The sequence below is a fragment of the Ensifer meliloti genome (assembly GCF_030064585.1).
Classification (GTDB): domain Bacteria; phylum Pseudomonadota; class Alphaproteobacteria; order Rhizobiales; family Rhizobiaceae; genus Sinorhizobium; species Sinorhizobium meliloti.
The window spans coordinates 2,030,058-2,049,244 of the sequence record NZ_CP120365.1 but is presented as its reverse complement, the minus strand read 5'-3'; the positions used below and the strand labels follow the sequence as shown (position 1 = coordinate 2,049,244).

Annotated in this window: 15 protein-coding genes and 1 pseudogene; 12 read left to right on the top strand and 4 right to left on the bottom strand. The window is 63.7% G+C overall.

All coding sequences use genetic code 11. The features are described 5' to 3' along the window. Positions 1 to 19: 19 nt before the first annotated feature. The 8 genes from sucC to lpdA all read left to right on the top strand — a co-directional run bounded on the left by sucC (position 20) and on the right by lpdA (position 10,370). The gene (gene sucC, locus PZL22_RS16865) at positions 20 to 1,216 is read left to right on the top strand and encodes an ADP-forming succinate--CoA ligase subunit beta (protein WP_003530260.1); all 1,197 of its coding nucleotides are present in this window, start codon (positions 20 to 22) and stop codon (positions 1,214 to 1,216) included. 6 nt (positions 1,217 to 1,222) lie between these two features. Then, complete coding sequence (gene sucD / locus PZL22_RS16860; protein WP_003530262.1) at positions 1,223 to 2,125, top strand: succinate--CoA ligase subunit alpha; 903 nt, start codon at positions 1,223 to 1,225, stop codon at positions 2,123 to 2,125. A gap of 279 nt (positions 2,126 to 2,404) precedes the next feature. Continuing rightward, positions 2,405 to 5,401 (top strand): 2-oxoglutarate dehydrogenase E1 component, encoded by a 2,997-nt coding sequence (locus PZL22_RS16855; RefSeq protein ID WP_003530264.1) that lies wholly within the window; start codon positions 2,405 to 2,407, stop codon positions 5,399 to 5,401. Positions 5,402 to 5,523: 122 nt separating this feature from the next. Next, positions 5,524 to 6,777, top strand: coding sequence for a 2-oxoglutarate dehydrogenase complex dihydrolipoyllysine-residue succinyltransferase (gene odhB, locus PZL22_RS16850; protein WP_003530267.1), 1,254 nt, complete (start codon positions 5,524 to 5,526; stop codon positions 6,775 to 6,777). Positions 6,778 to 7,033: 256 nt separating this feature from the next. Further along, positions 7,034 to 7,678, top strand: a complete 645-nt coding sequence (locus PZL22_RS16845) for a LysE family transporter (protein WP_003530269.1) — start codon at positions 7,034 to 7,036, stop codon at positions 7,676 to 7,678. Next, the gene (locus tag PZL22_RS16840; RefSeq protein ID WP_003530271.1) at positions 7,678 to 8,178 is read left to right on the top strand and encodes a hypothetical protein; all 501 of its coding nucleotides are present in this window, start codon (positions 7,678 to 7,680) and stop codon (positions 8,176 to 8,178) included. Before PZL22_RS16845 ends, PZL22_RS16840 begins: the two co-directional genes overlap by 1 nt. Further along, entirely contained in the window at positions 8,175 to 8,927 is a 753-nt protein-coding gene (locus PZL22_RS16835; RefSeq protein ID WP_003530273.1) for an SDR family oxidoreductase, read from the top strand. Before PZL22_RS16840 ends, PZL22_RS16835 begins: the two co-directional genes overlap by 4 nt. Positions 8,928 to 8,963: 36 nt before the next feature. Beyond that, on the top strand, positions 8,964 to 10,370 hold the full coding sequence (gene lpdA / locus PZL22_RS16830; protein ID WP_003530275.1) for a dihydrolipoyl dehydrogenase: 1,407 nt from the start codon (positions 8,964 to 8,966) through the stop codon (positions 10,368 to 10,370). A 397-nt stretch (positions 10,371 to 10,767) separates the two neighbouring features. Here the strand turns inward: lpdA and PZL22_RS16825 are convergent, their stop codons facing one another. Beyond that, entirely contained in the window at positions 10,768 to 11,844 is a 1,077-nt protein-coding gene (locus PZL22_RS16825; RefSeq protein ID WP_003530277.1) for a TraB/GumN family protein, read from the bottom strand. A gap of 221 nt (positions 11,845 to 12,065) precedes the next feature. Further along, positions 12,066 to 13,001: a tyrosine recombinase XerC gene (locus tag PZL22_RS16820; RefSeq protein ID WP_003530279.1), complete on the bottom strand. Its 936-nt coding sequence runs from the start codon at positions 12,999 to 13,001 to the stop codon at positions 12,066 to 12,068. 177 nt (positions 13,002 to 13,178) lie between these two features. Between PZL22_RS16820 and PZL22_RS16815 the strand changes: the two genes are divergently transcribed. The 3 genes and pseudogenes from PZL22_RS16815 to PZL22_RS31620 all read left to right on the top strand — a co-directional run bounded on the left by PZL22_RS16815 (position 13,179) and on the right by PZL22_RS31620 (position 15,248). Further along, complete coding sequence (locus PZL22_RS16815; protein WP_003530281.1) at positions 13,179 to 14,102, top strand: lysophospholipid acyltransferase family protein; 924 nt, start codon at positions 13,179 to 13,181, stop codon at positions 14,100 to 14,102. Positions 14,103 to 14,111: 9 nt separating this feature from the next. Then, a pseudogene (locus tag PZL22_RS31625) lies at positions 14,112 to 14,417 on the top strand (AAA family ATPase); the annotation flags it as partial. Positions 14,418 to 14,717: 300 nt separating this feature from the next. Next, a complete protein-coding gene (locus tag PZL22_RS31620) occupies positions 14,718 to 15,248 on the top strand; it encodes an AAA family ATPase (protein WP_411974198.1) in 531 nt (176 codons plus the stop codon). 31 nt (positions 15,249 to 15,279) lie between these two features. On the opposite strand, the gene PZL22_RS16805 is transcribed toward PZL22_RS31620, so the two are convergent. After that, positions 15,280 to 16,449 carry a surface lipoprotein assembly modifier gene (locus PZL22_RS16805; protein WP_003530284.1) on the bottom strand — a complete coding sequence of 390 codons (1,170 nt, stop codon included), beginning with the start codon at positions 16,447 to 16,449 and terminating at the stop codon, positions 15,280 to 15,282. Continuing rightward, positions 16,446 to 17,336 carry a transferrin-binding protein-like solute binding protein gene (locus tag PZL22_RS16800; protein ID WP_127614763.1) on the bottom strand — a complete coding sequence of 297 codons (891 nt, stop codon included), beginning with the start codon at positions 17,334 to 17,336 and terminating at the stop codon, positions 16,446 to 16,448. Before PZL22_RS16800 ends, PZL22_RS16805 begins: the two co-directional genes overlap by 4 nt. 259 nt (positions 17,337 to 17,595) lie before the next feature. On the opposite strand from PZL22_RS16800, the gene PZL22_RS16795 reads away from it, so the two are divergent. Beyond that, a complete protein-coding gene (locus tag PZL22_RS16795) occupies positions 17,596 to 19,125 on the top strand; it encodes a bifunctional helix-turn-helix transcriptional regulator/alpha/beta hydrolase (RefSeq protein ID WP_003530288.1) in 1,530 nt (509 codons plus the stop codon). Positions 19,126 to 19,187 lie beyond the last annotated feature (62 nt).

The following is a 19,187-nucleotide window of genomic DNA, read 5'->3' as shown; positions in this document are numbered from 1 at the left end:
ATCAGACAGGAAAGAACCCATGAACATCCATGAATACCAGGCCAAGGCTCTGTTGAAGAGCTATGGCGCGCCGGTCGCGGAAGGCGTCGCGATCTTCTCCGCCGACGAGGCCGAGGCGGCCGCGAAGAAGCTGCCGGGGCCGCTTTACGTGGTGAAGAGCCAGATCCACGCCGGCGGCCGCGGCAAGGGCAAGTTCAAGGAACTCGGCCCCGATGCGAAGGGCGGCGTGCGCCTGGCCAAGTCGGTGGACGAGGTCGTCGCCAATGCCAAGGACATGCTCGGCAACACGCTGGTGACCAAGCAGACCGGTCCGGCCGGCAAGCAGGTCAACCGCCTCTATATCGAGGACGGCGCCGATATCGACCGCGAGCTCTATCTCTCGATCCTCGTCGATCGCTCCGTCGGCCAGGTGGCCTTCGTCGTTTCGACCGAGGGCGGCATGGATATCGAAGCGGTCGCCGAACATACGCCGGAGAAGATCGTCACCGTTGCGATCGATCCGGAAAAGGGTGTGACCGCAGAAAATCTGAAGACGCTGGCCGACGCGCTGAAGCTCGAAGGCGAAGCGCGTGCCGACGCCGAGAAGCTCTTCCCGATCCTCTACAAGGCATTCGTCGAAAAGGACATGAGCCTGCTCGAGGTCAATCCGCTGATCGTCATGACGAACGGCCGGATGCGCGTCCTCGACGCCAAGGTCTCCTTCGACGGCAATGCGCTCTTCCGCCATGAGGACGTGGTCGCGCTGCGCGACACGACGGAAGAGGACGACAAGGAAATCGAGGCGTCGAAATACGACCTCGCCTATGTCGCCCTGGACGGCAATATCGGCTGTATGGTCAACGGCGCCGGTCTTGCCATGGCGACGATGGACATCATCAAGCTCTACGGCGCCGAGCCCGCGAACTTCCTCGATGTCGGCGGCGGCGCCTCGAAGGAAAAGGTCACCCAGGCCTTCAAGATCATCACGGCCGATCCGGCGGTGAAGGGCATCCTCGTCAACATCTTCGGCGGCATCATGAAATGCGATGTCATCGCCGAGGGCGTGCTCGCAGCGGTCAAGGAAGTCGGCCTCAAGGTGCCGCTCGTCGTGCGCCTGGAAGGCACCAATGTCGAGCTCGGCAAGAAGATCATCAATGAATCGGGCCTCAACGTGATTTCCGCCGATGATCTGGACGACGCCGCCCAGAAGATCGTTGCAGCCGTGAAGGGAGCCTGAGGTTTCATGTCCATCCTGATCAACAAAGACACCAAGGTTCTCGTTCAGGGCCTGACCGGCAAGACCGGTACCTTCCACACCGAGCAGGCACTCGCCTATAACGGCACCAAGATGGTCGGCGGCATCCACCCGAAGAAGGGCGGCGAGACCTGGACCGGCGCCAAGGGCGAGCAACTGCCGATCTTCGCTACCGTTGCCGAAGGGCGCGACGCGACCGGCGCCAACGCTTCCGTGATCTATGTCCCGCCGGCCGGTGCCGCCGCGGCGATCATCGAGGCCATCGACGCCGAAATCCCGCTCATCGTCTGCATCACCGAGGGCATTCCCGTCGCCGACATGGTGAAGGTCAAGGCCCGGCTCGAAAAGTCCTCTTCGCGCCTCATCGGCCCGAACTGCCCGGGCGTGCTGACGCCCGACGAATGCAAGATCGGCATCATGCCGGGCAACATCTTCCGCAAGGGCTCGGTCGGCGTGCTTTCGCGCTCCGGCACGCTGACCTACGAGGCGGTGTTCCAGACGACCAATGAAGGCCTCGGCCAGACGACGGCAGTCGGCATCGGCGGCGACCCGGTCAAGGGCACCGAGTTCATCGACGTGCTGGAAATGTTCCTCGCAGACGACGAGACCAAGTCGATCATCATGATCGGCGAGATCGGCGGCTCGGCCGAAGAGGAAGCGGCGCAGTTCCTGAAAGACGAGGCAAAGCGCGGCCGCAAGAAGCCGATGGTCGGCTTCATCGCGGGCCGTACCGCGCCTCCCGGCCGCACCATGGGCCATGCCGGCGCCGTCATCTCCGGCGGCAAGGGCGGTGCGGAAGACAAGATCGCGGCTATGGAATCGGCCGGGATCCGCGTCTCGCCTTCGCCCGCACGCCTCGGCAAGACGCTGGTCGAAGTCCTGAAGGGCTGACGAACGATCCTACGGCGCCCGCGCGTCCTGTCGGACGCATAAAGGTCGCCGTGGCACTTTGCAGCGGGGCGGCAGACCATGCCGCCCCATTGGAGCCACGAAAGATACGATGATGAGCGTCAAGTCCGGTGCAGATGGCGAACAGCCGGAACCGGGCCGACGCAGCCGGAGCGACGCGCCTGACCGTTGAAGGCGCCGATCCGGCAGAAGGCAAACATGACCGGGACAACCCGGCACACCAACTTAAGTCAGGAGGCGGGCTGAAGTCCGCGATAGACCATGACAAGGCAAGAGGCCAACGAGCAATTCCAGCTCACATCCTTTCTGGACGGCGCCAATGCCGCCTATATCGAGCAGCTCCATGCGCGCTACGAAGCGGACCCCTCATCCGTTTCGGCCGAGTGGCAGTCCTTCTTCAAGGCGCTTGCCGACCGGCCCGAAGATGTGGTGAGGGCGGCCAAGGGCGCCTCCTGGAAGAAGCAGAACTGGCCGATTCCCGCCAATGGCGAACTCGTCTCGGCCCTCGACGGCGACTGGGGCACGGTCGAAAAGGTCATCGAAAAGAAGGTGAAGGCGAAGGCAGAGGAAGCCGCAGCCGTTGCCGGCGTGGCGCTCAGCGAGGCCGAGGTGCATCAGTCGACGCGCGATTCCGTCCGCGCCATCATGATGATCCGCGCCTATCGCATGCGCGGCCACCTGCACGCCAAGCTCGACCCGCTCGGCCTTGCCGATCCGGTCGAGGATTACGACGAACTCTCCCCGAAGACCTACGGCTTCGAAGAGAAGGACTACGACCGCAAGATCTTCATAGACAACGTGCTCGGCCTCGAATATGCGACCGTGCGCGAGATGGTCGAGATCCTCGAACGGACCTATTGTTCGACGATCGGCGTCGAATTCATGCACATGTCCAACCCGGAAGAGAAGGGCTGGATACAGGAACGCATCGAAGGTCCGGACAAGGGCGTCGAATTCACCCCCGAGGGCAAGAAGGCGATCCTGCAGAAGCTCATCGAGGCGGAAGGCTTCGAGCAGTTCATCGACGTCAAGTACAAGGGCACCAAGCGCTTCGGCGTCGACGGCGGCGAATCGCTGATCCCGGCGCTCGAGCAGATCATCAAGCGCGGCGGCCAGCTCGGCCTCAAGGAGATCGTGCTGGGCATGGCGCATCGCGGCCGCCTCAACGTTCTCTCGCAGGTGATGGCCAAGCCGCACCGCGCCATCTTCCACGAGTTCAAGGGCGGCTCCTACACGCCCGATGACGTGGAAGGCTCCGGCGACGTCAAGTATCACCTGGGCGCTTCCTCGGACCGCGAGTTCGACGGCAACAAGGTCCACCTGTCGCTGACGGCGAACCCGTCGCATCTCGAGATCGTCAATCCGGTCGTCATGGGCAAGGCGCGCGCCAAGCAGGACCAGATGGCGACCGTATTCGAAGGCGACATCATTCCGCTGCGCGAACGCGTCAAGGTCATGCCGTTGATCCTGCACGGCGACGCGGCATTTGCCGGCCAGGGCGTGGTCGCCGAAATTCTCGGCCTCTCCGGCCTGCGCGGGCATCGTGTCGGCGGCACGGTGCACTTCATCATCAACAACCAGATCGGTTTCACCACGAACCCGGCCTTCTCGCGTTCCTCGCCCTATCCGTCGGACGTGGCGAAGATGATCGAGGCGCCGATCTTCCACGTGAACGGTGACGATCCGGAAGCGGTCGTCTATGCGGCCAAGGTCGCGACCGAATTCCGGATGAAGTTCCACAAGCCGGTGGTCATCGACATGTTCTGCTACCGCCGCTTCGGTCACAACGAGGGCGACGAGCCGGCGTTCACGCAGCCGAAGATGTACAAGGCGATCCGTGCGCACAAGACCGTCGTCCAGCTCTATTCGGACCGGCTGATCGCCGAGGGCCTGATCAGCGAAGGCGAAGTCGAGAAGATGAAGGCCGATTGGCGCGCCCATCTCGAACAGGAATTCGAGGCGGGCCAGTCCTACAAGCCAAACAAGGCCGACTGGCTCGACGGCGCCTGGTCGGGCCTGCGCACGGCCGACAACCAGGATGAGCAGCGCCGCGGGCGGACCTCGGTGCCGATGAAGCAGTTGAAGGAGGTCGGCCGCAAGTTGTCCGAAATTCCGGCCGGCTTCAGCGCGCACCGCACCATCCAGCGCTTCATGGAAAACCGCGCCAATATGATCCAGACCGGCGAGGGCATCGACTGGGCGATGGCGGAAGCGCTCGCCTTCGGTACGCTCGTCACCGAGGGCACCAAGATCCGCCTCTCCGGTCAGGATTGCGAGCGCGGCACCTTCTCGCAGCGCCATTCGGTTCTCTACGATCAGGAGACCGAAGAGCGATACATTCCGCTCGCCAACCTGTCGCCGACCCAGGCACGCTACGAGGTCATCAATTCGATGCTCTCGGAAGAGGCGGTGCTCGGCTTCGAATACGGCTATTCGCTCGCCCGCCCGAACGCCCTGACGCTCTGGGAAGCCCAGTTCGGCGACTTCGCCAACGGCGCGCAGGTGGTCTTCGACCAGTTCATCTCGTCGGGCGAGCGCAAGTGGCTGCGCATGTCGGGCCTCGTCTGCCTGCTGCCGCACGGCTACGAGGGCCAGGGGCCGGAGCATTCCTCCGCCCGGCTGGAACGCTTCCTGCAGCTTTGCGCGGAAGACAACATGCAGGTCGCCAACGTCACGACCCCGGCGAACTATTTCCACATCCTGCGCCGTCAGGTGAAGCGCGATTTCCGCAAGCCGCTGATCCTGATGACGCCGAAGTCGCTGCTGCGTCACAAGCGGGCGGTCTCCAGCCTGTCGGAAATGGCCGGCGAGAGCTCCTTCCACCGTCTCCTCTGGGACGATGCAGAGGTTATCAAGGACGGTCCGATCAAGCTGCAGAAGGATTCGAAGATCCGTCGCGTCGTCATGTGCTCGGGCAAGGTCTATTACGACCTTCTGGAGGAGCGCGAGAAGCGCGGCATCGACGACATCTACCTGCTGCGCGTCGAACAGCTCTATCCGTTCCCGGCCAAGGCGCTCATCAACGAGCTCAGCCGCTTCCGCAACGCGGAGATGGTCTGGTGCCAGGAAGAGCCGAAGAACATGGGCGCCTGGTCGTTCATCGATCCCTATCTGGAATGGGTCCTTGCCCATATCGATGCCAAGTACCAGCGGGTGCGCTATACCGGCCGTCCGGCCGCCGCTTCCCCGGCGACGGGCCTGATGTCCAAGCATCTGGCACAGCTTGCCGCCTTCCTCGAGGATGCGCTGGGGGGCTGACGAAGCCCCTCACGGTCTGCCGATCGCTGGAGCACTTCCAGGAAAGTGCGTAGCGGTTTTCCGTCCGGGAGCGCGTAACTCAAAGAGCTAGAAACAGAAATCTGATCAACGGAACAAAACTCATGGCAACAGAAATCCGCGTTCCCACCCTTGGCGAATCCGTCAGCGAAGCGACCGTCGGCACCTGGTTCAAGAAGGTCGGCGACCCGATCAAGGCCGACGAGCCGATCCTCGAGCTCGAGACCGACAAGGTGACGATCGAAGTTCCGGCCCCGGCCGCCGGCACGCTCAGCGAAATCGTCGCGCAGGCGGGCGAAACCGTGGGTCTCGGCGCGCTGCTCGGGCAGATCGCCGAGGGCGCGGGTGCTGCCGCCGCTGCGCCGGCTGCGGCCGAGAAGAAGCCTGAACCTGCTGCCGCCACCGCTGCTCCGGCTGCGGCCGCACAGCCGGCCGCCGCTGCCGCGACGCAGACGTCCACGTCGATGCCGCCGGCCCCGGCCGCCGCCAAGCTCATCGCCGAGAACAATCTTTCCGCCGATCAGATCGACGGCTCGGGCAAGCGCGGCCAGGTGCTGAAGGGTGACGTGCTCGCGGCCGTCGCCAAGGGCATTTCGGCTCCGGCTGCAGCCGAACCGGCCAAGGTCCAGGCCCGCGCGCCGGCGCCGGCGGAAGATGCCGCCCGCGAAGAGCGCGTGAAGATGACCCGCCTGCGCCAGACGATCGCCCGGCGTTTGAAGGACGCGCAGAACACCGCGGCTATGCTCACCACCTATAACGAGGTGGACATGAGCGCCGTCATGAGCCTGCGCTCGAAGTACAAGGACATCTTCGAGAAGAAGCACGGCGTGAAGCTCGGCTTCATGGGCTTCTTCACCAAAGCCGTGACGCATGCGCTGAAGGAGCTGCCGGCTGTCAACGCCGAGGTCGACGGCACCGAGATCATCTACAAGAACTTCTGCCACGTCGGCGTCGCCGTCGGCACCGACAAGGGTCTCGTCGTGCCGGTCGTGCGCGATGCCGACCAGATGTCGATCGCCGAGATCGAGAAGGAAATCGGCCGTCTCGGAAAGGCAGCGCGTGACGGTACGCTGTCCATGGCCGACATGCAGGGCGGCACCTTCACCATCTCCAACGGCGGCGTCTACGGTTCGCTGATGTCCTCGCCGATCCTCAACGCTCCGCAATCGGGCATCCTCGGCATGCACAAGATCCAGGACCGCCCGGTCGCGATCGGCGGTCAGGTCGTCATCCGCCCGATGATGTATCTGGCGCTCTCCTACGATCACCGCATCGTCGACGGCAAGGAAGCGGTGACCTTCCTCGTGCGCGTCAAGGAAAGCCTCGAGGATCCGGAACGCCTGGTGCTGGATCTCTAGATCACGGTGATTTTAGGTCGGGTCGACTCAAAGTCATGAGACGCGGGATGCGGGCGGAAAACCGCACACGCTTTTCCTCATCCCGCTCCAGGGGAATGGCGGGGGCCGCGTGCCCCCGTTTCCATCTCCACCGATGCCCGTGCCGGGACGCGCGTCTGACGGGCATCGACAGCCACGGAACCAGAGGTTAGGTTTCGGGGGCACGCTATGCGCGCATCCCGGACAGTTTGGGCATCGTAAGCACCGGTCGCAAAACATGATGAGCTATCTGATCGAACTCGCTTCGCTAATGGCGATCTTCACCTTCGCCATCGTTTCGCCCGGCGCCGACCTCGCCATGGTGCTGCGCCAATCGCTGGTGCACGGCCGCCGCGCGGCGGTCATCACCTCCTTCGGCATCGGCGCGTCGCTGATGTTCCACGTGACCTACACCATTCTCGGCCTCGGGCTGATCATCTCGCAGTCGATCTACCTCTTCAACATCGTCAAATGGTGCGGCGTCGCCTACCTGATCTACATCGGCATCAAAGCCCTTCGCGCCGGCCAGACGGAAATCGCGGTCGAAGAAGCGGCCGAGTCCGGCGAAGCCCGCCGGCAGCAGTCGGCGCTGAAGGCCTTCGGGCTCGGCTTTGCCGCCAACGCGCTCAATCCCAAGGCGGTCTTCTTCTTCCTGTCGATCTTTTCGACGGTCGTCAGCGCCCATACGCCGATGACGGTCAAATTCGGCTATGGCTTCGTCATGGCGAGCGCGCTGATCCTTTGGTTCGTCGGGGTCAGCCTGTTCATGACGACGCCGCGGATGCGGGCGGCCTTCACACGTGCGAGCAAATGGATCGACCGGGCGAGCGGCATGGTCTTCATCGCGCTCGGACTGAAGCTGGCGACGGAAAAGGCCGCGTGATGATCTGCGGCCGCAACGTTCTTTTCGCTTCGCTTATGCTTTCGGCAGCACCGGCGCTTGCGGACGAGTGCACCCAGGCGCAGGCGGTCTATGCCGATCCGGCCGGAACCTATGAGCTGCACTTCGAGCCCGTCGGATCGGAGGCGGCAGTCACCAGCAATCACTTCAAGGTCAGGATCGGGGACACCGGGGTTTTGCTCGATGGCGTCGTGATGCCGTCGGGCGAACCACTGCGGGCGAACGGGATCGTCATGAACGATTGCCCGACCGGCGACGTGACCGGCGCGGAACTCGAGGCCTGCACCGTCTGGCAGGGCCCGATCTATGCGGTCGACAAGGCCGGCCAGATCGGACTGCTTCAGCCGGAGGACGCGCCCGCAGCCGATCGGATCCTGCTTCCGGATTTCGGACCGTCGCTGCGCGAATCGAGCGCCTGGGGCGAAGGCAAGGGTACCACCGACAGTTCCGATGTCTTCCAGTTCAAGGGGTGTGGATCATGAGCGACGGACCCGTGCTTCTCGTCACCGGGGGCAGCCGCGGCATCGGCGCCGCGGTCGCGCTTGCCGCGGCCAGCGAAGGCTGGAGGGTCGCCGTCAACTATGCGTCCAATCGCGATGCGGCCGAGGACGTGGTCCGCCGCATCGCGGAAGCCGGCGGCACGGCCGTTTCCGTCGAGGGCAACGTGGGCAGGGAAGAGGGCGTGAAGGCGATCTTTGCCGCTGTCGACACCGCCTTCGGCCGTCTCGACGGCCTCGTCAACAATGCCGGGATCGTCGGTCCGCCGCAGCGCGTAGACGAGGTTTCGCCCGAGCGGATCGAGCAGTTGTTCCGCGTCAACGTGACGGGCTCCATCCGTTGCGCCGCCGAGGCGGTGCTGCGAATGTCGACGCGCCACGGCGGGCGGGGCGGTTCGATCGTCAATCTCTCCTCCATCGCCGCCGTGCTCGGTGCGCCCGGGCAATATGTCGACTACGCCGCCACGAAGGGCGCGATCGACAGCTTCACGGTCGGACTGGCGCGTGAAGTCGCCACCGAGGGCATACGCGTGAACGCGGTCAGGCCCGGCATCATCGATACGGAAATTCATGCCTCCGGCGGGCTGCCCGACCGCGCCCGCGACCTCGCACCCACGATCCCGATTCAGCGGCCCGGAACGGCCGGTGAGGTTGCCGATGCAATTCTCTATCTCCTGTCCGACAAGGCGACTTACGTGACGGGAACCATTCTCACCGTCAGCGGCGGGCGGTAGCCCTCCCAAGACTGTCCTCCCAAGAAGGATTATCAAATGGCCTATGATCTCATCGTTATCGGAAGCGGCCCCGGCGGCTATGTCTGCGCCATCAAGGCGGCGCAGCTCGGCATGAAGGTTGCCGTGGTCGAGAAGCGCAGCACCTATGGCGGCACATGCCTGAATGTCGGCTGCATCCCCTCCAAGGCGCTGCTGCATGCTTCCGAAATGTTCCATCAGGCTCAGCACGGCCTGGAGGCGCTGGGTGTGGAGGTCGCAAACCCGAAGCTCAACCTTCAGAAGATGATGGCCCACAAGGACGCGACCGTTAAGTCCAACGTCGACGGCGTCTCCTTCCTCTTCAAGAAGAACAAGATCGATGGCTTCCAGGGCACCGGCAAGGTTCTCGGCCAGGGCAAGGTCTCGGTCACGAACGAAAAGGGTGAGGAGCAGGTGCTCGAGGCGAAGAACGTCGTCATCGCCACCGGCTCGGATGTCGCCGGCATCCCGGGCGTGGAGGTCGCGTTCGACGAAAAGACCATCGTCTCCTCGACCGGGGCGCTCGCGCTCGAAAAGGTCCCCGCGAGCATGATCGTCGTCGGCGGCGGCGTCATCGGCCTCGAGCTCGGCTCGGTCTGGGCGCGCCTCGGCGCCAAGGTGACCGTGGTCGAATTCCTCGACACGATTCTCGGCGGCATGGACGGCGAAGTCGCCAAGCAGCTTCAGCGGATGCTGACCAAGCAGGGCATCGACTTCAAGCTCGGCGCCAAGGTGACGGGCGTCGTGAAATCGGGCGACGGTGCCAAGGTCACCTTCGAGCCCGTTAAGGGCGGCGAGGCCACTACGCTCGATGCCGAGGTCGTGCTCATCGCTACCGGACGCAAGCCCTCGACGGACGGCTTGGGTCTCGCCAAGGCGGGCGTCGTCCTCGATTCGCGTGGCCGCGTGGAGATCGACCGGCATTTTCAGACGAGCATTACCGGCGTCTACGCGATCGGCGACGTGGTGCGTGGGCCGATGCTGGCGCACAAGGCCGAGGATGAAGGTGTCGCCGTGGCGGAGATCATCGCAGGTCAGGCCGGCCACGTGAACTACGACGTCATTCCGGGCGTCGTCTACACCCAGCCCGAGGTCGCCTCCGTCGGCCAGACCGAGGAAGAGCTGAAGGCTGCGGGCGTCGCCTACAAGATCGGCAAGTTCCCCTTCACCGCCAATGGCCGCGCCCGCGCCATGCTTCAGACGGACGGTTTCGTGAAGATTCTCGCGGACAAGGAGACCGACCGCGTGCTCGGCGGCCACATCATCGGCTTCGGCGCCGGCGAAATGATCCACGAGATCGCGGTGCTGATGGAATTCGGCGGATCGTCGGAGGACCTCGGCCGCACCTGCCACGCCCATCCGACGATGTCGGAGGCGGTAAAGGAAGCGGCGCTTTCCACCTTCTTCAAGCCGATCCACATGTGATTATTGGAGGGCGGCGCTGCCCCTCATCCGCCTGCCGGCACCTTCTCCCCGCAGGCGGGGAGAAGGGACAAGCGGCGCCGACTGAACCCCGCATTCACCATCCGCCCGAGGGAGCGAGCGGGTGCGGCATATCCCTTCTCCCCGCCTGCGGGGAGAAGGTGGCGGCAGCCGGTTGAGGGGCAATCCCGACCGAGCGGGGTTGAGGCGGTTGGGTTCCCGAGGGATCCCTTTCATGAGCAGTATCCGCCGCACCGGCGCGCAAGAGATATGTGCATGCCGTAGCGTTCTGACGGGGAGAAGGGACAAGCGGCGGCGCAGCGAGTCTCCTTCGCCCCGCTCGCGGGGAGAAGGTGCCGGCAGGCGGATGAGGGGCATTCTCATCGCATTGACCGGCCGATCATTCCACCCGCGTTACCGTGAACCCCTGCTGACGCAGGAGTTCGACGAGGCCTTCCCTGCCGGGAAGGTGCAGCGCGCCGACGGCCATGAAGGCGCCGCCGCCCTTCAGGAGGGGCGCGGCGCGATCTGCCATGATCCTGTTGCGATCGATGATGATGCGCTGCTCGAATTCGGCGTAGCCGGCGTCGTCGGACGACAGCCCGGCGGAGACGAGTTTCATCATCGGCATGATCGTGCCCGTCTCGCCGGAGAGGTAGAGATCGGTGGTCGTCGTCATCACGTCGTCCATCGTCTTGCCGAGAGCAAGCGTTTCGATCAGCGCCTTGAGATGCATCTCGACCGGCAGCGAATCCATCGCCGATAGCTGCTCGACCAGCGTTTCGAGCCCCTTGAGCGTCTTGCCCTCCTTCACCGCGTCCTCGGCGAGCTTCTTGTCGAGGAAGGAGGCACCGGCCGCCTTGCGCGAGAATTCGCAGGCCGGCAGGGCCACGAAGCTGGCGATCATCCAGGGCTTCATCTTGGTGACGAGCGGCAGGGGGATGCCGCGCGCCTTGAGGCCGCTTTCGAGAAGCGCGCGGTCCTCCGGCTTCAGGAAGTCGTTGATCGTCTTGTCGCCGGTGAACATGGTCAGTTCGGGCTGCATCATGATCGCAGCGGTTGCCCTGTTCTGGTCGACGATCTCGTCGGACTCGACGATCACGGTCTCAGCCCTTGCGAAGGCTTCCGTCGCGCCGCCGGGCATCGCCAGCACGCGAGGATCGGTGACATGCATGGTGCCGAGCAGGAAGGAGGGCGCCTGTCCGTGGCCTTCGATTTTCCAAAGCAGGCCCTTTCCGTTGGGCACCGCCGCCGCTTCCGCGCGCAGCGCCGCCAGGCGGGCCGGGTCCGAGAGTTCGAGGCCGGTCAAGATGTTGCTGCCGGCGCAATCGACTTCTTCCGCGCGTGCATCCGACACATAGAGCAGGGCGGCAAGGAGGCTTGCTGCCGTCAGTGCATTCAACAGCGCGATCAGCCACAGCAGGCCGTCTGCCGCCTTGGCCGCCAGATCGCGGACCGGTCCGGTGAAAGTGTTCATGGGTGCCCCCCGCATTTAGAGCATGTCAGCGTTTCATTGAAACGCAGATGCGCTCTAACTCTTTGAAGCTGCGCACTTCCGGACGGAAAACCGCTGCACACTTTTCCTGGAAGCGCTCTGGCGGAACCCTACTCCCCCGCGGTCACGGGTTCCTTAACGCGCTTGGTTAACCGTCAAGCACGTCGGATTTTGGGCACGTCGGATTTTGGGCGCGTCGGATTTTAGGCGCGCGGGTGGGCACGGTCGTAGATTTCCAGGAGCCGCGCCGAATCGACGCCGGTATAGACCTGCGTCGTCGACAGGCTGGCATGGCCGAGCAGTTCCTGGATGGTGCGGAGATCCCCTCCGCCTGCCAGAAGATGCGTCGCGAAAGAGTGGCGCAGCGCGTGCGGCGTCGCCGAATCCGGCAGGCCGAGTGCGGCGCGCAGCTTCTGCATCTCGCGCTGGATGATCGCCGGCTGGAGCTTCGCGCCGCGAGCGCCGCGGAAAATCGGCTCTTCGGGCTCGATATGGTAGGGGCAGAGCTTCCGATAGGTCTCGACCGCTTCCGCGGCGGCCGCGATCATCGGCACGATCCGTGTCTTGCCGCCCTTTCCGGTGACCCTGAGCGACGTGACCGGTCCTGAGAAATCGGCAGGGGTCAGGTCCAGCGCCTCCGCTATCCGCAGGCCGCAGCCATAGAGCAATGTCAGCACTGCGGCGTTGCGCGCCGCGATCCAGGGTTCCTCGGCCAGTTGCGCGTCCGCCGTGACGACCTTCAGGGCCTCCCGGTCGGTCAATGCCTTGGGGAGGGACTTCGGCTGCTTCGGGGACCGCACCGCCCCTGCGCCCGCCGCATTGGCGAGCCCGTTTCTCTCGAGATAGCGCAGGAAGGAACGCAGACCTGCCAGCCCGCGGCCGAGCGTGCGCGCGCCGGCCCCGCCCTTGCGGCGCTGCGCCAGGAAGCCGCGCAGATCCGCCGGGCGCAGGGCGCGAATATCCGAGAGCCGCGGCGGCCCCGCGAGGTGCCCGGTCAGGAACGTCAGGAACTGCCGCGTGTCGCGCTCATAGGCGTCGACCGTCTTTTCGGACAACCGGCGTTCCTCGGCGAGGCTCGCAAGCCAGCGCCTTCGTTCCGCCATCACTTCCGGATGGCCTATCGCAAGAAGTTCGTTCATCATCGGGCCCGGCGGGTTCATCAGCGCGGTGAGCTCGCTGATCCAGGCTCGGAGCATCGCATCGGGCGTGTTATGTTTTTCCTAACGTGCTGAAGTTTGCTGCGGCGGCCCCTTGGAATTTGTCATTGTTCGATCATATTGAACTGCAATGTTCGGCCAGCAACAGCGGATGGGACAATGTCGAGACGTGATTCGGCGAGCGCTCTGGCGCATTTTGCAGAGGCGGTTGCGCTGGTCTCGCAAGGGCGTCCCGGCCATATCGTCGATACGCTGATAGCGGAGCGCGGCCAGAAGATCGTCCGCCATCCCCTGTGGCCCGCAATGCGGCCCTTTCTCTACACGCTGCTCAACTACCGCAAGGCGATCGAGTTCGCCAATGCCGTCGCCAATATGCCGGGCTTCCAGGCCTTCGAGCATCTGAGTTCGCTTCTCGATCTCGAGATCCGCGCCGACAAGCCGGAGCGTATTCCCGAGAAGGGCGGGTTCCTGCTCGTCAGCAATCACCCGACGGGGATCGCCGACGGCATCGCCGTCTTCGACCTCCTGAAGAGCCGGCGGCCGGACATGATGTTCTTTGCGAACCGCGACGCGATCCGCGTCAATCCGCGTTTCGTCGAGATGGTCATCCCGGTCGAATGGCGGGAGGAGTACAAGTCGAAGCTGAAGGCGCGCGAAACGCTGCAGGTCACGAACAGGGCAATCGAGGAGGGCAAGGCGACCGTGCTCTTCCCCTCCGGCCGCATCGCCTATTGGGCCGAGGGACGCCTCAACGAGCGCCCCTGGAAGAGCTCGGCGGTCGGCTTCGCACGCAAATACGGCCTGCCGATCCTGCCGGTGCATATGAGCGCGCGCAATTCCGGCCTCTTCTACTGGTTCGCCAAATGGTCGACGGAACTGCGCGACATGACGGTGTTCCACGAACTCCTGAACAAGAAGGGCGACCGCTTCGACTTCCGGATCGGCAATCTCATTCCGGCGGACGCGCTCGACGGCGATCCGATGGAAGTGACACGTGCGCTGGAACGTCATACGGTACACGCACTGGCTGCCGACAGCGACGCGGCGTTCGAGCTGTCTGCCAGGGCGGTTGTAGCGGGCTAAGCCGTCATCATGATGCTTCGCTCGATGTTCGCCGAGAACTACCGGTCGCTGCGCTCGATCCGTATGGATTTGGCCGGCGTCAATCTGTTCATCGGAGAGAACGGCGTCGGGAAGTCCAACCTCTATCGTGCCCTGCAACTGGTTCAGGCTGCCGTGCGAGGCCATCTCGCCCGCGAGATCGCCGAAGAAGGCGGCATGGTGTCCGCTATCTGGAGCGGCCCGCAACGCGTCGGCAAGCCGGCGCGTATTCGCCTGGACGCCGAACTGATCGACGAGGAGCGAGCGATCACCTTCCGCTACCGGATCGAGGCGGGGTTCCGCCCGCCAAAAGGGGCGGCGGGTTTCGCTCATGAGCCGCAGGTCAAGGAGGAGGAGCTCACGATCGAGACGGGCCGGCGCCCGGTTCCGGTGATGAAGCGTATCGGCCCCGGTATCTTCGTGCGCGGCGAGGGCGGCCGGATGGTGGACTATCCGGAACAGGCGATGACATCGGAAACGGCCATTTCGTTGCTCGGCGATGCCGGCCACTATCCGGAGATCGGGGACTTCCGCCGGGCGGTCGACCAATGGCGGTTCTTTCACGGCTTTCGCACCGACCGCGAATCGCCGCTGCGAATGCCCTGTCTCGCGATCACCGCGCCGCTGCTGGACGAGACCGGCTTCAACATGGCCGCCGTCTTCGCGACGCTTCGGCACACGAGACAGGATACGGCCGATCTCGATCGCGCGATTGCCGACGCCTTTGCAGGCGCCCGTCTCGCGGTTCCTGAACCTGGTCAATACGCCGATTTCTCCCTGGTCTTTCCTGACTTTCCGCACCGGTTGTTTTCGCCCCGCGAGCTTTCGGACGGGCAGATGCGCTTCCTGGCGCTGGCGGCTGCGCTTTTATCCTATCGCCGTCCCAGGTTCATCGCGCTGAACGAACCGGAGACCAGTCTTCATCCCGATATGCTGCCGGCCCTGGCCGCCATGGTCGCCAGCGCCGCGCGCGAAAGCCAGATCTGGATCGTCACCCATTCCGAAAGACTGGCGGCACTCGTTCAGGAGCGGTGCGGCGTCCGGCCCCGCCGGGTGATCCGCAGGGACGGGTCCACCTGGATCGAGGGTATGCGGCTTACCGGCATGATCGACGAGGAAGACGAATAAGGACGCCCCTTCATCCGCCGTGCGGACGCCGTCAGAAAAGCTTGCGCAAATTCACATAGCCGCCGAACTGATCATAATCGTAGATGCCGACATTACTGCTGCGCTTCTCATAGAAGACGCTCACCTCCGGGCGGATACCGTTCCACTCCAGCCGTTCGGCCGACAGGGCTATCTCGGGCCTTACCGTTGCATCTCTACGCCGGTTGCCCCAGAAGGGGCTGTATTCGGCGAAACGCGTTTGCTTCCAGCTCACTTGCGGCGTCAGCTGTATGTCGGCGACACTGAAATTGACGCCGAAATCGACCTTTGTCGAAATATAGCTGTAGTAATCGTTCCGACTGTTGAGCGTTTCTGCCGACAACTTGCCGAACACGGTCGCGTTTGGCTGGAATGTCCAGTCCCCGAAAACATAGGCTCGGTGGAATGGTCCGGAGACGTCGGCCTCTCGCGAAAACATGTATCCGGCCTGGCCGCCAAGCCCGGCACCCGCCGTGTCGGAAAGCCGGAAGCGTTTCCACGATTCGATGGTGGGCAGCACATAGGAGTTCGGCCGGGCGATGCCGGTATCGAGGTTCGCTTGGATGAAGAGGCCGGGCAGGGTCGTGATCTGCTTGCCGACTGCAAGCTGAAGATGGCCCGCTCGCAGCTCGTCGTCCTCGAAGAGCCTCGCCGACAGTTGGAACTTTGTCAGGTAACCGTTCTGCCAGAGTTTCTCGGCGGAAAACCACGGTTCTATCCCGTAGGAAACTTCTTTCCGGGCCGGCGGTTGATACTCCAGCGGAATGCCGTTGAAATAGACCGTGCCGCCCTCCCCAACCTTGGACGGGTTGCTGTCCGTAATGATTCTGGCGCCGTAACGGATACGCCGCACACGCAGTTCCGCCTGCTCGATAAAGGGAAGAATGTTGCGCCGAACCTTTTGTGGCGTGGCTTTTTCCAGATAGACCTGCCGAAACAATGCAAGCGCACCGGCATTGTCGCCGGTGCGCAGGAGTAACCGTGCCAGTTCGAGTTTGATACGGGGTGCCGCCGTCTCAGTTACAAGGAGGCGGAGGCTTCGTATCGCGCTGTCCGGCCGACCGGCGCCGGCTTCGGCCAGGGCTTGCTTGAACCTGGCGTCGATCTCGGCAGGCGTGGCGGCGACCGAGTTCGTCGCCACGCCTGCGAAGAGCATCCCGGCCATGAACCCGATGCGAATCATGGCTGCTTGACGGTGCCGTAGCCGCCAACCATCGTCGCGTTGTTTCCCTTCAAGTCGAAGGTGCCGCCGACTTCTTGAGCGCCCGATCCGTAGAAGCGGCCGTCTACCGTGCCGGACATCGACTGGTCGGCAGTAGCGATATTGCCGGAGAGACCGCCGGCTGCGATATCGAGCTTGCCGGACATGTCGAGGTTGGCAGCCGTGCCGCCCGCTTCGAGCCTGGTGTTGTTGGTCCTGAACCTGGCCGTATTGTCGCCGAAGTCGACATCCAATGCGGCGTCCGCGCTCATGACGTCATAGCCGACCGTGTCGACGTAGATGCCGCCCGCCGTTCCTTTGAACGTCGCGGTTGAACTGGTGGGAACATCCGCCTTGGCCGTTTCGCTGCCGAGGCTGAAGGCCCCCAAACGGCCGCCCTTTTCGTCGACCCAGCCGCCATAGGTCTGATAGGCGAACCCGTTCTTTTCCGGATCGGCGAAACCGATGCTGCCGCTGTCGTCCTCGGCGCTGGCGATCACAAGCTTTCCGTTTTGGGAATAGGCGAGCTCGGAATTGGTGTGGTCCCAGGTTTTCGTCGTGGTCGCCGTCTTCAAGGTAGTCGAGCTGATGTCGCCACTCGTCGCGTCCCTCGCCAACTCCGCTTCCAAAGGAGCGGAAGCGCCAAACGCGGAGACGGCACCGCTTTTCGTAACGGTGGCTTCCCGGCCGTTTCCTTTTAAAGTCGTGGTCTTGCCCGTTTCGAGCGGAAACTTCATGAAGTTGGTCGTCCCGCCTGGAACGCCTGAACCGCCTGGACCGCCTGGACCGCCGGAGCCTCCTCCGCAGCCGGCCAGTGCCAGTGACGCTGCCAACAGAACCGAAAATCTGACTGTAACCGAAGAATTAATTCCAATGCCCCTCAACGTGTTGCCTATTCCTGTAGTATTACCTCCAATCAAGGAGGCCAAACTGCAATAGAGAATGCCCTTTCCGATCGACGCATGCCGAAATTGCACTTTGGTGTTTCTACCGGGCTAATTGTTCTCTCTGGAGAGAAACTTAGCTATACGGACCTTACGGGCGGGTCCTGTTGAGGCAATCACCCAAATGGGTGAGTGCTTGATTTTGTTGCCGGGCCTATGGGTTGGCAGACACGGGAGGGGCGAAGTGGACGACGCGGCATCGGAAGAACTGACGGAAGCACTGGCGCATGCATTGGGTACGCTGCAGGATGGGCTGACCGGTTCCTTCCTGAAGAGCGTGGGGTCCGGGCGGAGCGATCCGGGCGATCCGGCCGGGGCATGGCAGATCATCGATTGCCAGCTTACCGGCCGCGTTCCGCATCCGCTGAAACAGGCAGACCGGCACAGCGCGCTGTGGCGGGACCTCACCCATGCGTTGAACCGGCAAGGGGAACTGCGCGGCGGGATTCTTCTCGACGATGGCCTGGCGCTGTTCGTGCCCGGCGGCAGCGAACGTCCTGCCCGCCTCATCGTCTTGAGGGATTCAACCCTTTTCGATGCCGCGGGCGAGGTTACCGGTGGCCTGACGCTCTACCCTTCGGAGCAACGCCTCCTGAAGCAACTTGTCTGCGGTTTCAACCTGGCCGCGGCCGCGACTCTCGATGGTGTCAGCCATGAGACGAAGCGCTCGCAGTTCAAGTCTCTCGCCCGCAAGCTTGGCGGCGGTTCGCAGGCGGAGATCGCCGGCAGGGCGCTCTCGCGCGTCTTCCTCGAGATTGCTTCGTTTTCCGGTACGGGCGTATCGCAGGACGACTACTTCGACGATCTGCTGCGGGAGTTCGCACCCGGAGCGCGGACCTTGCGCCTGCGCAGCCGGGCCGGTCGGAGCCACCGCTTCGTGGAGATAGGGCCGATCGGTGGGCGGCCCGTCGTGATGCTGCATCCCATGGTTCTGCCTGACTTCAGGAACGGGGATCTCGGGGCGCTCGATACCCTCGCCCTGCGCCTGATCGTCCCGTTGCGCCATGGCGCGATGTCGCAGGAAACGGTTGCACTGGGAGTCTCCGCTCATCTCGACCACGCCTGTGAGGGGATTGATCTCGCTCGCAGGCATTTCTGCGGCGAGCAGGCAGATATCATGGCCTGCATCAGCGGAACGGCCTATGGATTGGAATATGCCCGCCGTCATCCCGATCGCGTTGCTTCCTTGGCTTTCGTGGGCGCCACCGTGAAGCCGACGACATCGCGTACCACGGCGGGGCGGCTGCGGTCCGGCCTGTTCACTCTCTCGATGAACCAATGGCACGTCTACTCACGGCTCATGGATTTCTATGTGCGGCGCATCCGTCGGCCGGAAACGCTGAAACAGCTGCTCTTAAGCGTTTATCGACCCAATCTGGCAGATGTGGCCATCATCGGTGCCGAATATGGAGCGCCCTTCGGCGGCGAACGGCTGCGCAAGTTCTTCACCTCGTCGGTGCAATCGATCAAGCACGACTTCTATCATCAAGCCTTACCCGACTGGAGCGGTTTCCCGGCACCGGGCTGCCGTACGATCTTTCTTCACGGTGCGCAGGATTTCATACACTCCGCCACTGACGTGCGCGCCCTGGCGCAATCGCTGGGCGGCGTTCCGGTCGTAACGCTGCCCAATGCCGGGCAGTTGCTCTACCATGCTCACTTCGAGGCAGTGATTGGCCTCTATCGCGGATTTCTCGAACATCGGCTGGAATGAGGGCTTTCGCGGTCAGCAAACGGGCGAAACGAAAGGGCCCCGCATCGCTGCGAGGCCCCTTC

What these genes read in the sequence shown, in the direction of transcription:
- sucC (WP_003530260.1), top strand. Translation starts at nt 20, where the DNA reads ATGAACATCCATGAATACCAGGCCAAGGCTCTGTTGAAGAGCTATGGC.
- PZL22_RS16820 (WP_003530279.1), bottom strand. Translation starts at nt 13,001, where the DNA reads ATGAACGAACTTCTTGCGATAGGCCATCCGGAAGTGATGGCGGAACGA.
- PZL22_RS16815 (WP_003530281.1), top strand. Translation starts at nt 13,179, where the DNA reads ATGTCGAGACGTGATTCGGCGAGCGCTCTGGCGCATTTTGCAGAGGCG.
- PZL22_RS16855 (WP_003530264.1), top strand. Translation starts at nt 2,405, where the DNA reads ATGACAAGGCAAGAGGCCAACGAGCAATTCCAGCTCACATCCTTTCTG.
- PZL22_RS16835 (WP_003530273.1), top strand. Translation starts at nt 8,175, where the DNA reads ATGAGCGACGGACCCGTGCTTCTCGTCACCGGGGGCAGCCGCGGCATC.
- sucD (WP_003530262.1), top strand. Translation starts at nt 1,223, where the DNA reads ATGTCCATCCTGATCAACAAAGACACCAAGGTTCTCGTTCAGGGCCTG.
- PZL22_RS16840 (WP_003530271.1), top strand. Translation starts at nt 7,678, where the DNA reads ATGATCTGCGGCCGCAACGTTCTTTTCGCTTCGCTTATGCTTTCGGCA.
- lpdA (WP_003530275.1), top strand. Translation starts at nt 8,964, where the DNA reads ATGGCCTATGATCTCATCGTTATCGGAAGCGGCCCCGGCGGCTATGTC.
- odhB (WP_003530267.1), top strand. Translation starts at nt 5,524, where the DNA reads ATGGCAACAGAAATCCGCGTTCCCACCCTTGGCGAATCCGTCAGCGAA.
- PZL22_RS16805 (WP_003530284.1), bottom strand. Translation starts at nt 16,449, where the DNA reads ATGATTCGCATCGGGTTCATGGCCGGGATGCTCTTCGCAGGCGTGGCG.
- PZL22_RS16845 (WP_003530269.1), top strand. Translation starts at nt 7,034, where the DNA reads ATGATGAGCTATCTGATCGAACTCGCTTCGCTAATGGCGATCTTCACC.
- PZL22_RS31620 (WP_411974198.1), top strand. Translation starts at nt 14,718, where the DNA reads ATGCCCTGTCTCGCGATCACCGCGCCGCTGCTGGACGAGACCGGCTTC.
- PZL22_RS16825 (WP_003530277.1), bottom strand. Translation starts at nt 11,844, where the DNA reads ATGAACACTTTCACCGGACCGGTCCGCGATCTGGCGGCCAAGGCGGCA.